Origin of the sequence: Nocardiopsis sp. Huas11 (assembly GCF_003634495.1) — a bacterium.
Lineage (GTDB): Bacteria > Actinomycetota > Actinomycetes > Streptosporangiales > Streptosporangiaceae > Nocardiopsis.
In genome coordinates this window covers 1,595,422-1,609,598 of record NZ_RBKY01000001.1, presented here as the reverse complement: position 1 = coordinate 1,609,598, position 14,177 = coordinate 1,595,422, and the positions used below count along the sequence as shown (strand labels likewise).

Sequence of the window (14,177 nt, the reverse complement as noted above, 5' to 3'; positions counted from 1 at the left end):
GTAAGGGTTCAGAGGCCCTCGAGCACCGGGAAGTTGGAGCGGATGACGCCGCGCGGGTCGCGGTCGCGTTTGATGCCGCGCAGACGGGCCAGGGCCGGCGCGGGAAAGGCCGCCCGCGGGTCCTCGCCCGGGGAGAGGAAGGTGAACGGCTTGCGCCCGCTCACGGCCGTGCCGAGTCCCCGCACGAGTGCGGCCTGGCGCGCGGCGACCGCGGCGGCCGCCTCCGGTGCCGGGGCGAGGCCGACCGTGTAGAGCAGGTAGGGCTCCGTCAGCGGCCCGTGCGCGCCGGTCGCCCTGCCGGTGTCGGCCATCGCGCCGCCCAGGTGCCGCAGCTGGACGGTGAGGAGCGGGTCGACGGGGTCGGTCGTCAGCGCGCCCTCCACTCGCGCGTCCAGTCGGGTGAGCAGCTCGGCCCGGGACAGCGACGGTCCCGGCTCGGTGGGATCGCCCGTGATGGCGCCGAGGTCGGCCGGCGACATCGTGGCGCGCCGGTCGGAGAGGGCGCCACCGATCGCGTCGAAGCCGCGGAGCAGGGCCGCTCCCTCGTCCTCCGGACCCAGGTAGGCCGTGTCCAGGGCGACCATCGGCGGGGCCTGCGGTACCTCGACGCGGGTCATCCACAGGCTGAGCTCGGGCGGGGCCGTGGCGGTCAGCTCGCGAAAGGCCGCGAAGACCTCGGCGGCACGGTGCCCGGGCCACAGCAGTCGGCCGCCGTAGAGGGACGGCACGGGCAGCAGGTCGAACTCCACGGCGGTGACGACGGCGAAGTCGCCGCCGCCCCCGCGCAGCGCCCAGAACAGGTCGGGGTCGGACTCGGCCGTGACGCGCGCGGTCCGGCCGTCGGCGGTCACGGTGTCGAAGGCCCGGACGCCGTCGGCGGCGAGCCCGTACCGACGGGAGAACCAGCCCTGGCCGCCGCCGAGGGTGTAGCCGGTCACGCTGACCAGGGGCGAGCTGCCCGCCGGTCCGGTCAGGCCGTGTCGGGCGGCCGCCGCCAGAACGGGTCCCCACGCGGCGCCGGCGCCCACCCGCGCCCACCGCTTCCGGGGGTGGATCTCGACCTCGTCCAAGAGCCCGGTCCGCAGCAGGATCGCGCCGTCCGTGCCGCCGGAGGGCCCGTGCCCGTTCGGCTGGACGGCCACGGCCAGCCCCGCCCGGCGCGCGTGGCGCACCACGGCGGCCACATCGTCGGCGTCGGCGGCCTCGACCACGGCCGCCACCGGCTGGTCGACCGCCCGGTTCCACGGTCTGCGGGCCGCCTCGAACCCCGCATCGCCGGGCAGGAGCACCCGGCCCCGGGCCTCGGCGGCGAGCCCGGCGCCGGCCGTCGTGGTCGCCGTGTCCGTCGTGTGCTGGCGCATCGTTCCTCCGTCGGTGGTGCGGGACGCGGTCGGCGTCCCTTTCTCGCTCTCACCCCTCTGACACGGCGGCTCGGGAGAACGTGACACGAAAGCGGCGCACGCCGGGCGGCCAGGGCCGTGACCGGACGACACGATCGCCACAAGACTTCATCAAGAGGGCGTATCGGCTGAACCTTGACCCGCGTTATGGTCAAATCGGTGTCGGCGATCAGTGAGAATGGGGAACGTGAGCCCTTCTCGACGTTCTCCTGTACCGGACAAAGCCTGTATCGACGCGGTGGAGCTGGCGCGCTCGGTGGCTGCCGAGGTCGGGCGACCCGAATGGGTCGGCGCACCCCTGGACCCCGAGGTCGAGGACACGCGCCTGGTCACCCACTACTTCACCTGCCTGGACCCCGCCTACCCCGGGTGGACCTACGCCGTCACCGTCGTCCGCGCCTCGCGCGCCAAGGACGTCACCGTCAACGAGGTCGTCCTGCTGCCCGGCGAGGGCGCCCTCACCGCGCCCGAATGGGTGCCGTGGAAGGAGCGCCTGCGCCCCGGCGACCTCGGCGTGGGCGACCTGCTGCCGGTCGAGGAGGACGACGAGCGCCTCATCCCCGGTTACGCGCAGGTGCCCGACAGCGAACTGGACGCCGAGGGCGTCGACCAGCAGATGGTGTGGGAGCTGGGACTGGGCCGCCGCCAGGTCTTGTCCGAGACCGGTCGCGAGCAGGCCGCCGAGCGCTGGTACAACGGCGAGTCCGGGCCGCGCAGCCCGATCGCCACGGCCGCCCCGGCCCGCTGCGCGACGTGCGGCTTCCTGACCCCGCTCGCCGGCGAACTGCGGCAGATGTTCGGTGTGTGCACCAACGAGTACGCGCCCGACGACGGCAAGGTCGTCTCGCTCGACCACGGCTGCGGAGCCCACTCCGAGGTGCGCACCCCCGTCTCCAAGAACGACCCCGCCGTGCCGGTCGTCGACGAACTCGGCTACGACCACATCGTCTTCGACGACACCACGGAACTGGAACTCGTCTCCTCCGACTCCTGAGGGCCCGCGCCGCGCCCCCGGGCGCGGGCACGCCGGGCGGCCGACCCGGCCCCGCGGCGCCTCCTCCGTGGGCTAGGGTCGTTGTTACCGCACTCGCTCCCGTCCGGGGTGCACCGTGCCGGGCCGTGCCCGCAGCGCAGGAGGAAAAACCACCATGGCCGAGCCGGTGACCGCTTCACGGATCGATCCCTTCAATACGGCCGAACTGCGTAGACGCGTGCTCGCGGCGTGGGCCGACGCCCCCGCGAGGTTCCGTGAGGACGCGAACGCCGAAGAGGACTTCGCACTCGGCGGCTACCGCGACCGCGTCGTCGTGGAACTCGCCCAGAACGCCGCCGACGCGGCCCGTCGCGCCGGGGTCCCGGGCCGACTGCGCCTGTCCCTGGACGGCTCCGAGCTCACCGCCGCGAACACGGGTGAGCCGCTGACCGCCGAGGGCGTGGAGTCGCTGGCCACCCTGCGTGCCTCGACCAAGCGCGACGACCACGGATCGGCCGGCCGCTTCGGGGTGGGCTTCTCCGCCGTGGCGGCCCTGAGCGACGACGTCACCGTCCGCTCCGGCGGCTCCGCCGTGTGCTTCCGCGCCGATCTCGCCCGCGCCGCGGTCGACGAACTGCTCTCCGGCGGCGCCGCCCACGCCGACCTCGGCGAGGAGGTGCGGCGGCGCTCCGGTCACGTCCCGATGCTGCGCCTGCCCTTCCCCGCCGACGCGGACGGTTCCACGCCCGGCTACGACACCGACGTCACGCTCCGCCTGCGCGACGAGGCCACCCGCGAGCGCGTCCGTGACCTGCTCGAGCACACCGGCGAGGCCCTCGTGCTGGCCCTGCCCGGCCTCTCCGAGGTCCAGATCGCCGTCGACGGCACCGAACGCGTCATCACGCGCCAGGAGCCGTCCTCCGAGGGCGCCGACCTCATGACCACGCTGCGCGACGCCGACGGCACCCGGACCACCCTGTGGCGGGTCCTGACCCGCTCCGGTGAACTGGACCCGGAACTGCTCGGCGACCGCCCCACCGAGGAGCGCGGCCGGACCGGCTGGACGCTGACCTGGGCCGTTCCCGTCGACGAGGACGGCGCGCTCGCGACCCTGCCCGCCGACGTGGACCGGGTCGTGCACGCGCCCACCCCCACCGACACCGAACTCGACCTCCCGGCGGTCCTGCTGGGCACCTTCCCGCTGGGCAGTGACCGGCGCACCGTGCAGCCCGGCCCCGTCACGGACCTGCTGCTGGCGGAGGCGGCCGACGCCTACTGCGCCCTGCTGCGCGGATTCGACGCGCGCGCGGCCCTGGACCTGGTGCCCGGCACCCGGGTCGGCGGCGGCGCGGTCGACGCCTCCTTCCGCGCCCGCGTCGCCGAGCCCCTCCGGGACACGCCCTTCCTGGTCACCGCGGGCGGGGCCCCGGCCGCGCCCCGCGACGCCGTGCTGCTGGACACCGGCGGATCGGGCGGCGCGGCCGGGGTCACGGCGGCCCTGGCCGACCTCGTCCCGGCGCTGCTGCCCGGGACCTGGAGCCCGCGCCACCCGGCGCTGTCCGCGCTGCGCGTGCACCGGCTCGGCCTGGCCGACCTCGCCGACCTGATCGCCGACACCGACCGTCCGCCGCACTGGTGGGCCGAGCTGTACGCCGCCCTGGCCGACGCCGGCGGTGCCGGGGCCGACCTCGACGAACTGGGCGCCCTGCCGGTCCCGCTCGTCGACGGGCGGCTCGTCCGGGGGCCCCGCTCCCTGCTCCTGCCGACGGAGGACTGGGACCGCGTCGCCGACGCCCAGGGCCACCACCTCGAACCGTCCGTCCTGGCCGCCCTGGGTGTGCGGGTGGTCCACCCCGAGGCCGTGCACACGCTGCTGCGCCGCCTGGGCGCGGTCGACGCCGACGCGGCGACCGTCCTGGCGGACGCGCGCACCGAGGCGGCGGTCCGCGACTCCCTGGACGCCGAGGACCCCGAACCCGTGGCCGAGGCCGTCCTGGACCTGGTGGCCGCGTCCGGCACCACGGTCGCGGACGCGCCGTGGCTGGCCGAGCTGGCTCTGCGCGACGACGAGGACGGCTACTCCGTGGCCGCCGAACTGCTGGTGCCCGGCGCGCCCCTGGCCGACCTGCTCGTGGACGACGCGCCCTTCGGCACCGTCCACGCGGACCTGGTGGACCGGCACGGCACCGAGACCCTGCGCGCCGTCGGCGCCCTGTGGGAGCTGTCGGTCGTGCGGGCGCAGGACGCGGCGCTGGGCGACGACCTCGTGGACGAGTTCGAGGGCTCCGCCGGCGAGGACGGCCCCGACGGGCTGGAGGACTGGGCCGACGAGATGCTGGAGCGCGTGGGCGACCCCGAGCTGCCGCCGGTCGCGCCCGAACTCGTGTGCGTCGTGGACCTGGACTACATCGCCGACGACCAGTGGCCGCGCGCCCTGGCGATGCTCTCGCGGGGCCCGCTGCGCGAGGCCGTCACCGAGCCCGCGCGGATCGTCCTGCCCGACGGCCGGGCGGTCGACGTGCCCTCCTACACCGCCTGGTGGCTGCGCACCCGCGCCCTGGTCGGCGGTCGGGCGCCGGTGGAGCTGCGCACCGCCGACGCCGACACCGCGCTCGCCGGGCTCTACGACCTGGTGCCCGCCGACGTGGATCCCGAGTTCGCGCGTGCGCTGGGGGTGCGCACCGGCCTCGACGACCTGGTCGCCGATCCCGACGGACCGGACGACCTCCTCGCGCGGCTGGCCGACCCCGACCGGCACGTGGACCGCGCGGCTCTGCGCCGGGTGTGGGCGGCGCTGGCGGAGGTCGACGCCGACCTGGTCTCGCCGCCGGCCCGGGTGCGGGCCGTGCGCGGTGGCGCGATCGTCGTCGCCGACGCCGAGGACGCGCTGGTTCTGGACTCGCCGGACCTGCTGCCGCTGCTCGACGACCGCCCGCTGGTGCTGGCGCCCACGGACACGGCCGACGCCGTGGCCGACGTCCTCGACCTGGCCATGGCGTCCGAGGCGGTGGCGGGGGAGATCGGCACGACCGGCCAGCTCCGGCCGGTCCCGGACGAGGCCGCACTCTTCCTGGCGCCCGACGACGAGCCGGACCGCACCTACCTGCACCACGCGTCGCTCACCGTGGACGGCGTGGAGGTCGAGTGGTACGCGGGTGACGGCACGATCCACGCGGCCACCCCGGAGGGGTTGGCCCGGGCGCTGTGCTGGCGCGCCGGCCAGTGGTCGCGGCGCCACTCGGTGGCGGCGGTCCTGAGGGACCCCTCGTCCGCGGCGCGCCTGTTGGCCGAGGCCGATCTCGACTGACCGGTGCCCGAGGCGGCTCCTCGGGCGCGGAGCGCGCTCTCTCCGGAAACGGGTGTGCTCTGAGGGCCTGTGCGTTCGTTGTGGGCGGGCCGCTGTTCCCCATGTGCGTTCCGGGGCCTACGCGTTGCGTGAAGGCCAGCGTTCGAGGAGCGCGTGCAGGGCGTCGAGCGAGCGCGACCAGGACGCCCCTACTTCGGGTGAGTGCGCGAAGCCGCCGCCCAGTTCCAGGTGCACGTAGCCGTGGAAGGTGGCGCGCAGGAGCCGTCCGGCGTCGGTCAGGTCCGGCTCGGTGAGCCCGTAGCCGCGCAGCATCCCGTACGTGAGGTCCACGCTGCGGCGCAGTCCCACCGAGTCGGCGACCTCCTCGGGGTCGAACCGCATCTGGGTCGCCGCGTAGCGGCCGGGGTGTTCGAGGGCGTAGTCGCGGTAGGCGTCGGCGAAGGCGACCAGCGCGTCCCTGCCCGCGCGGCCCACGACCGCGGCCGCGATGCGCTCGGTCATCTCCTCGGAGGCGAGCATCGCCACGCGTACCCGCAGGTCCCGCAGGTTGCGCACGTGCGAGTAGAGGCTGGCGTCCTTGACACCGAAGCGCCGGGCGAGCGCGGACAGCGTGACCGCGTCGATCCCGGCCTCGTCCGCCATCTCGGCGGCGGCCTCGGTCAGCCTGGCGGCGGAGAGCCCGGCACGGGCCATGCGATCACCTCCTAGAGAGCGCAGGGAAGAACCTAACACGCCTAGGAGTGCCGGATTCCTGGAACTGGAACGGGGTACCCGAGCGTCCTAAGCTCTGCCCCCACACGTGTGCCGGTCGAACGGATTCCCCCATGCGCGTCTGCGCCCTGCCCCTGCCCTTGTCCCTGTCCCTGTTCGCGACACTCCTCGTCACCGGCTGCTCCGGGGAGGCGGACGCGGGCGCCGAGCCTGCGGCAGCCGGGCCCCACGGCCCGACGGAGGTCCCGCGTGAACACGCCTACGCCGCGGGGGAGCCGATCACCGCCGACCTGACCATGCTCACCACCGACGACGGCGGGCGCCGGACGCCCTTCCGCTCCGGCTACCGGACCGGCGTCGTGTTCGAGTCCGAGGAACGGGAGGTCGCGTGCGCCGTCCTCCTCCCGGACGGGCTCGCGGAGTTCCCGCCGGGGGAGACCCACACGGTGGTCTTCGAGTGCGCCGACCCCGTGGCGGTCGAGGCGACCGGGTTCACCCTGCTGGAGAGCGGTCGGGAGCGCGGCCACGGCGACGTGGTCCTCACCGGGGAGTGAGCCCTTCGCTCCTCGGCGAGTACGGCGATCCGGGGTCGGTCCACTGACGGGCCGCGCCGGTCACACGTGGCAGTCGACGGTGACCAGGTAGGCGTCCTCGGGCAGGGCGTCGATCAGCGGGGCGACCGTCCGCAGGTACTCACGGCGCGCCGCCATCCAGTCCTGGGCGTGACCCGGTACCTCGTCCCGGTCGTACCAGGCGCCGTTCAGGTCGAGGTAGGCATAGCCGGGCACGGCCTGGTCCCTCGCCGTGGCCACGAACTCCTCCTTGGGCCGGGAGAACCAGTCGACGGCGCAGACGAGTCCTGGGACGAGTCCGGCCTCGGCCAACCGCCGGATCGCGGGCTGGTCCTCGTAGGCCCTGAGCGCCTCGCGCCGACCTTCGTGTCCGGGCCCGGCCGACGCGAGCAGGTCCGTTCTCGGACGGGTCGGCTCCTGGTGGCGCAGGATCGCGTGCGCGGTGTCCCAGTCGCGCGCCGCCTTCGCGACCGCCCATTCACGCTGCTCCGCGATGGCGAGCAGGTGCTTGGGCGCGCCGGCCACCATCGAGGAGTCGGGCTCGAAGGTGAGGACACGCGGATCGGCGGGGTCCCGGGCGAGCAGCATGCCGCGGTACCGGCCGCCGATGTCCCAGGCGTCCCACTTGGCCAGGGGGTTGTCCGTGGTGACCGCGTAGAAGGAGCCGGCGTCAGCGTCCCAGCCGACGGGCAGGTGCAGGTAGGCGTTGAGGACCGCCAACCGGTCGGTGAGGTCGAGGCCCGCGGGGCACTCCTGGGGGCGCCGGTCGGTGAAACACTCCACGGCCCATCGGTAGGTTTCCTCCCAGTCGTCCTCGTAGGCGTGGTCGCGGTAGGGGGGAACCTCCAGGCTCTCCTCGAACGGCGCCATCAGCGGATCCAGAGCCGCGTCGAGCGCCGCTTCGAGGTCCTGGTCGGCCGCCCCCTCGAACTCCAGAGCGACGAGTACGGAGAAGTGCACGGCTCCCCTTCCCGAGGGCGGGTCGCAGGTCAGCGGGCGACGCGGAAGAAGCCCTCTGAGATGAGCGTGCGCAGCGCCCCGGGGGTGCGGTCGCGGATGACGGCCGGGTCCTCGCCCATGAGCTCGGAGATCGCGTCCAGCAGCGGCCCCACCGGCATCGTCCCGTCGCACACGCTCGCCAGCGCCGCCTCCACGGTGCCGATCCGCGCCACCCGGCGCAGGCCGTCGCGCTGGCGCAGCACGATCTTCTCCGGGTCCGGCGCCCCCGGCCGGCTCACGCGCTCCTCCACCACACCCGGCGCGAGCGCCACGTGCGCCGAGAGCAGGGCGGCGTCGGTCAGCCGCAGCGCCGTCATCGCCCCGTCCACCACCTCGGGCAGGTACGGTCCGACCGGCTGCTCGATCTGGTGCGCGAGCTCCTCGACGCGCACGGTGGCGTCCTGGGCGACGTCGTTGCGCAGGCTGATCCAGCCGAATCCGATGCCCTTGATGCCCTCGCGCTCGAAGTAGTCCAGCCAGGCGTCGTACCGGCGCGTGTACTCAGGGGTGCCGTGCTCGCAGGAGTCGCGCAGCCACAGCTCCACGTACTCCGCCGGGTCCTGGACGTCGCGCTGGACGACCCAGCCCGAGCACCCCGTGCCGGTCACCCAGCCGCCGACCCGGTCCTCCCAGTCGTCGCCGTCGGAGTGCACCCAGTTGGCCAGGATCTGGCACCAGCCGCCCTCGGTCAGATGGGCGGGCGCCTGGCGCACCAGCTCCGCGCACACGGTGTCGCCCGGTAGGTCCGACTCGCGGTAGGTGTACCGCGAGGCCTCCGGTGTGATGACGAACGGCGGGTTGGACACGATGAGGTCGAACCGTTCGCCCTTGACCGGCTCGAACAGCGATCCCTGGCGGAGTTCGGCCCCCGTCACGCCCGACAGGGCCAGGCTGATGCCGGCCAGGCGCACCGCGCGGGGGTTGAGGTCGGTCGCCACGATCTCGCGGGCCCGCGAGGCCAGGTGCAGCGCCTGTACGCCGCAGCCGGTGCCCAGGTCCAGGGCCCGTTCGGCCGGTCCGTTGACGATGAGCTGCGACAGGGTCGAGGAGGCGCCGCCCGCGCCGACGACGTGGTCGGGGCTGGGGACGGTGCCCGAGCCGGGGCGCACCTTGGGGTCGGAGACCACGAACCCCGGTCTGCCGTCCTCCAGCTCCCACGGGCCCAGGTGCACCAGGGCGCGCACGGTGCGCCCGTCGGGGCCCTCCTCCACGCTCACCAGCCCGTTCCCGGCCAGCTCCTCGATGGGCAGTATCGTGCGCGCCGATCTCTCGGGGATGGGCGATCGCAGCCACCACAGGCGCAGCAGCAGTCCGAGCCTCTCGTCCCCGCCGGTGGCGCGCAGGGCGGGCACGAGTTCCTCCCGGGCCAGGGCGCGCGCCGCGGCGTCGCCGAGGCGGTCGCGGACGCCCGACACCGTGTAGTCGGCGTCGATGAGGATGCCTCGAAGGCGTTCGGCCAGGCCGCGCGGGAATTCAGTCTCAGACACGTGCCCATTATCAGGCAGGAGGGATGGTGCCCCGCGACGTCGGACCGGCGGCCGGGCTCTCGTCGGACCGGGGCCGGGCTCGCGTTGGAGCGGGGCCGGGCTCGCGTTGGAGCGGAGGGCCGGGCTCGCGTTGGAGCGGAGGGCCGGGCTCTCGTCGGACCGGCGGCCGGGCTCTCGTCGGACCGGGGCCGGGCTCGCGTTGGAGCGGAGGGCCGGGCCTCGCCGGGCCGGGGGTGCGGCGGCCGGGTGGGTTCAGGGGGCGCCGGCGGACTCGCGGCGGGCCTCGGCCTCGGAGCGCTGACGCAGCAGTCGCGGGATGTAGAGGAAGCCGAAGACGCCGAGCACGATGCCGGTGACGCAGACGCCGATCCACCAGCGCTCGGTCTCGGGGAGGCCGTCCCCCAGGGCGATCAGAACGACGAGCGCGACCGTCCACGCCGCGGTGCCGAGGGCGGCGGGTACGCGGTAGTCGCTCTCGTGGACGTCGGGGTCGGGTCGGCGGGGCTTACGCACGGATCAAGGCTATCCGCTGAGGCGATGCGTTGCTCACACCCGATCACAGGATCATCCGAGGATATGGCGATTCCTATGAAACACACGTGACCCAGGTGGCGTGGGTTGTACAAAGCTGCAACTAATCTGGCGCAGAATCCTTGTTGTCCCTTAACACGACCAGGTCAGGCTGACGACGTGAACGCATCGAAACCATCCCCCACCGGCACCGCCGGAACCCCAGCCAACCCCGTGGACCGCTTCTTCCGCGTGTCCGAACGCGGGTCGACCATCGGCACTGAGATCCGCGGCGGTCTGGCCACGTTCTTCGCCATGGCCTACATCGTCGTGCTCAACCCGCTGATCATCGGCACCGCCGAGGACGTCAACGGCCAGGTACTGGGCATCCCCGAGATCGCCGCCGTCACCGCGCTCGTCGCGGCCATCTCCTGCCTCATCATGGGCATCGTCAGCCGCTACCCGTTCGCCATCGCCGCCGGCATGGGGCTCAACGCGGTCATCGCCTACGGACTCGCCCCGCTCATGCCGTGGGCCGACGTGTTCCTCCTGGTCATCGTCGAGGGCCTGCTGCTGCTCATCCTCGTGCTGACCGGATTCCGTACCGCGGTCTTCGCGGCCATCCCCGCCGGCATCAAGACCGGCATCGCGGTCGGCGTGGGCCTGTTCCTCGCCCTCATCGGCCTGGTCAACGCCGGGTTCGTGCAGGCCGGCGACGGCACCCCCGTCCAGCTCGGCAACGGCGGCCTGAACGGCTGGCCCATCCTGATCTTCGTCATCGGCCTGCTCATCAGCATCGCGCTGTACGTGCGCAAGGTCCGGGGCGCGCTGCTCATCGGCATCGTCATCGCCACCATCCTCGCGATCGTGGTCGAGACCGCCCTCGGCGACGGCGGCGAGGGCCTCGGTTGGGGCCTGACCGTGCCGAGCCTGCCCACCAGCACCGGCGAACTCGTCGCCATCCCGGACTTCAGCGTCATCGGCCTGTTCGCCGACGGCGGCCTCAACGTCATCGCACGGTGGTCCGACATCGGCTTCGCCACCGTCATCATGCTGGTCTTCACGCTGCTGCTGGCCGACTTCTTCGACACCATGGGCACGATGGTCGGTGTGGCCCACCAGGCCGGACTGGCCGACGAGAACGGCAACATGGCCAACACCCGCGAGGTCCTGGCCGCCGACGCCGTCGGCACCCTGCTGGGCGGTGTGGGCTCCGCGTCCGTGGCCACGGTCTACGCCGAGTCCGCGGCCGGTGTCGGTGAGGGTGCCCGCACGGGCATCGCGCCGATCGTCACCGGCGCGATGATGCTCGTGGCGACCCTGTTCACCCCGCTGGTGTCGCTGGTGCCGTTCGAGGCCGCCACCCCGGTGCTGGTGATCGTGGGATTCATGATGATGACGCAGGTCACCAACATCGACTTCAAGGACCCGGCCATCGGCCTGGGCGCCTTCATGGCGATCATCATGATGCCGTTCACCTACTCGATCGCGAACGGCATCGGGTTCGGCCTGCTCACCTACACCTTCGTCCGCACGGTCCAGGGGCAGGGCCGCCAGGTCCACCCGCTGCTGTGGCTGATCTCGCTGGTGTTCCTGATCCACTTCGCCGAGGAGCCGATCTACGCGTTCATCGGCTGACCCACACCGTGATCCCCGGCTCGCCGGGAATGCGGTGACGGGCGAACGGCGTTGACTCGATTGATGAGTCAACGCCGTTTACCTTTGCGCCCCCAGTGCTCTCCGTGTCTCATCCGTGCCCGAACGAGACCGGCGCCCCTCGCTGGGCCGACCGCCGCGGTGGAGGACTGATGCGCTTTCCGATGTTCCGTTCCCTGGCCGTGCGCAACTACCGGCTCTACGCCCTCGGCCAGCTGCTCTCCAACCCCGGCACGTGGATGCAGCGCATCGCCCAGGACTGGCTGGTCCTGCAGCTGAGCCACGGCAGCGGCATCGCGCTGGGCATGACGACCGCGCTCCAGTTCCTGCCGCTCCTGCTGTTCGGGCTGTGGGGCGGCGCGCTGGTCGACCGGCTCGACAAGCGCCGGCTGCTGATCTTCACGCAGGGCGCCATGGGCGTGCTCGCCGTGGGGCTGGGCGTCCTGGCCTCCGTCGGCGCCGCCGAGGTGTGGCACGTGTACGTGTTCGCCTTCGCGCTCGGCATGATCACCGTGCTGGACAATCCCGGGCGGCAGGCGTTCGTCCCCGAGATGGTCGAGCGCGAGCACCTGAGCAACGCCATCGCCCTCAACAGCGCCAGCTTCCAGCTCGGCCGCGTCACAGGGCCCGCGATCGCCGGCCTGCTGATCGCGTGGATCGGCAGCGGTCCCGTGTTCGTCATCAACGGGGTGTCCTTCGCCTTCACCATCGTCGCGCTGCTGATGATCCGCACCGCCGACCTGCGCACCCCCGAGCCGGTTCCCAAGGGCAAGGGCCAGATCCGTGAGGGCCTGCGCTACGTCAGGGGGCGGCGCGACCTCGTGCTGTTGCTGGTGCTGGCCGCGTGCGTGCAGTTCTTCGGCGCCAACGGGCAGAACCAGATCGCGCTCATGGTCAACAACGTGTTCGCGTCCGGAGCCGCCGCCTTCGGTACCGCCGCGGCCGCGCTGGCGGTCGGCGCGCTGGTCGGCGCCCTGCTGGCGGCCCGTCGCGACCGGCCCCGGGTGCGACTGGTGCTCATCGGCGCGATGGGCTTCGGCGTGGCCCAGGTCGTGGCCGGGCTCATGCCGGGCTATCTGGCGTTCGTGATCGTCCTGGTGCCCATGGGCGTGCTGTTCATGACGTACGTGACCACGCTCAACGCCACCTTCCAGCTCACGGTCGACTCGCGCATGCGGGGCCGGGTGATGAGCATGTTCCTGCTGGTGTTCATGGGCGTGGCCCCGATCGGCGCGCCCGTCGTCGGGCTCCTGGCCGACGCCTTCGGTCCCCGGGCCAGCCTGGTGACCGGTGGTGTGGTCACCGTCGTCGTGGTGTCCGTGCTCTCGGTGCTGCTCATGCGGGCCAAGGACGTCCGCTGGCGTGCCCTGCTGCCCGCCCGGTGGCGCGGGGAGGACCCGTCGGGTGAGGGCACGGCCCTCGACGCGGCGGAAGCGGAGAGCTCCGGCGAGAGCGATGGGGCGAGCCGGAGCCACGCCGAGACGGAGAACGAGAGCGGGACCGGGAACGAGAGCGGGACCGGGGACGGGGGCGGGGCCGGGAACGAGAGCGGGACCGAGGCGGGTTCGGCCGGCGCCGGTTCGGACGGCGGACGGCGGACCGCGAGGGGCGCGCCGGGCGCGGCCACGCCGGTCTGAGCCACCGGGTGACGCGGAGCCCGGCGCGGCAGGATGGTGGCATGAGACTGTTCGCGGCCCTGGTGCCGCCGGAGGAGACCCAGGAGGCCCTGCGCGCGGCGGTGCGCGCGGGCCGCCGTCACGCGCCGAACCTGCGCTGGGCCCCGCCCGACGACTGGCACATCACCCTGGTCTTCCTCGGCGAGGTCGGCGAGGAGGACCTGCCGGACCTGGAGGCCGCCCTGGGCGCGGAGGCCGGGGCGCACGTTCCCTTCGAGGTCGCCGTGCGCGGCTGGGGGCGCTTCCCGCCGGAGGGGACGCGCTCCTCCGTTCTGTGGGCCGGGGTCACGGGGGACACCGACGCCCTGGACTCGCTCGCCCTGGGCCTGCGCCGGGCGGCGCGTTCGGCACGGATCCCGGTGGAGACCAGGCCCTACGTGCCGCACGTCACCGTCGCGCGCAGCCGGCCTCCGCGCGACCTCACCGACACCGTCCAGGCACTCGGCGCCCTGCGCGGACACCGGTGGTCGGCGCGCGAGGTGCACCTGGTGGAGAGCCGCCTCGGTGCGGACGACCCCTACCGAACCGTTCGGACCTGGACGTTAGGGTGGGAACCCGATCCCCATCGATCTCCTGAGCGGAGCACGTCATGAGCATGCTCACCAACAACCGCAAGCAGCGCTGGCTGCTGCCGGTGGTGCTGGGAACCATCATGCTCATCGTCGTCCTGGGCGCGTTCCTGACCTGATCCCCGCTGCCCCCCCGATGGTGGTAGCCCTCGCTCCTCGCTTTGCGCCCCCCGAGGGTGATGGTGGGCGGCGGGTAAGAAGCGCTGGAGCCGGAGGCTCTCGGTTGAGGGTGGAAGGCCCCACCCTCGCGTAGCGCTCGGGGTGATGGTGGGCGGCGGGTAAGAAGCGCTGGAGCCGGAGGCTCTCGGTTGAGGGTG

General features: G+C 73.4%; 11 protein-coding genes. 6 read left to right on the top strand and 5 right to left on the bottom strand.

Features of this window, described 5'->3' with window-relative positions; genetic code table 11:
* Window positions 1-8: 8 nt before the first annotated feature.
* A complete protein-coding gene (locus tag DFP74_RS07160) occupies window positions 9-1,361 on the bottom strand; it encodes an FAD-binding oxidoreductase (protein ID WP_121180974.1) in 1,353 nt (450 codons plus the stop codon).
* 277 nt (window positions 1,362-1,638) lie between these two features.
* Here DFP74_RS07160 and DFP74_RS07155 point away from each other — a divergent pair, with 277 nt between their 5' ends.
* Together DFP74_RS07155 and DFP74_RS07150 are read left to right on the top strand one after the other, a co-directional pair.
* Window positions 1,639-2,394 carry a DUF3027 domain-containing protein gene (locus DFP74_RS07155; RefSeq protein ID WP_121180973.1) on the top strand — a complete coding sequence of 252 codons (756 nt, stop codon included), beginning with the start codon at window positions 1,639-1,641 and terminating at the stop codon, window positions 2,392-2,394.
* Between the two features lie 154 nt (window positions 2,395-2,548).
* Window positions 2,549-5,680 (top strand): sacsin N-terminal ATP-binding-like domain-containing protein, encoded by a 3,132-nt coding sequence (locus tag DFP74_RS07150; RefSeq protein WP_121180972.1) that lies wholly within the window; start codon window positions 2,549-2,551, stop codon window positions 5,678-5,680.
* A gap of 117 nt (window positions 5,681-5,797) precedes the next feature.
* On the opposite strand, the gene DFP74_RS07145 is transcribed toward DFP74_RS07150, so the two are convergent.
* Window positions 5,798-6,373 (bottom strand): TetR-like C-terminal domain-containing protein, encoded by a 576-nt coding sequence (locus DFP74_RS07145; protein WP_121180971.1) that lies wholly within the window; start codon window positions 6,371-6,373, stop codon window positions 5,798-5,800.
* 131 nt (window positions 6,374-6,504) lie between these two features.
* Between DFP74_RS07145 and DFP74_RS07140 the strand changes: the two genes are divergently transcribed.
* A complete protein-coding gene (locus DFP74_RS07140; RefSeq protein ID WP_121180970.1) occupies window positions 6,505-6,945 on the top strand; it encodes a hypothetical protein in 441 nt (146 codons plus the stop codon).
* A gap of 60 nt (window positions 6,946-7,005) precedes the next feature.
* Here the strand turns inward: DFP74_RS07140 and DFP74_RS07135 are convergent, their stop codons facing one another.
* From DFP74_RS07135 to DFP74_RS07125, 3 genes are all read right to left on the bottom strand, one after another.
* Window positions 7,006-7,923 (bottom strand): hypothetical protein, encoded by a 918-nt coding sequence (locus DFP74_RS07135; protein ID WP_121180969.1) that lies wholly within the window; start codon window positions 7,921-7,923, stop codon window positions 7,006-7,008.
* 29 nt (window positions 7,924-7,952) lie between these two features.
* On the bottom strand, window positions 7,953-9,449 hold the full coding sequence (locus DFP74_RS07130; RefSeq protein ID WP_121180968.1) for a methyltransferase: 1,497 nt from the start codon (window positions 9,447-9,449) through the stop codon (window positions 7,953-7,955).
* A 252-nt stretch (window positions 9,450-9,701) separates the two neighbouring features.
* Window positions 9,702-9,962, bottom strand: coding sequence for a DUF2530 domain-containing protein (locus DFP74_RS07125; protein WP_121180967.1), 261 nt, complete (start codon window positions 9,960-9,962; stop codon window positions 9,702-9,704).
* 177 nt (window positions 9,963-10,139) lie between these two features.
* On the opposite strand from DFP74_RS07125, the gene DFP74_RS07120 reads away from it, so the two are divergent.
* The 3 genes from DFP74_RS07120 (at window position 10,140) to thpR (ending at window position 13,884) form a co-directional block, all read left to right on the top strand.
* Entirely contained in the window at window positions 10,140-11,597 is a 1,458-nt protein-coding gene (locus tag DFP74_RS07120; RefSeq protein WP_233570846.1) for an NCS2 family permease, read from the top strand.
* A 167-nt stretch (window positions 11,598-11,764) separates the two neighbouring features.
* The gene (locus tag DFP74_RS07115; protein WP_121188095.1) at window positions 11,765-13,252 is read left to right on the top strand and encodes an MFS transporter; all 1,488 of its coding nucleotides are present in this window, start codon (window positions 11,765-11,767) and stop codon (window positions 13,250-13,252) included.
* Between the two features lie 41 nt (window positions 13,253-13,293).
* Entirely contained in the window at window positions 13,294-13,884 is a 591-nt protein-coding gene (gene thpR / locus DFP74_RS07110) for an RNA 2',3'-cyclic phosphodiesterase (RefSeq protein ID WP_121180965.1), read from the top strand.
* The last annotated feature ends 293 nt before the right edge of the window (window positions 13,885-14,177 follow it).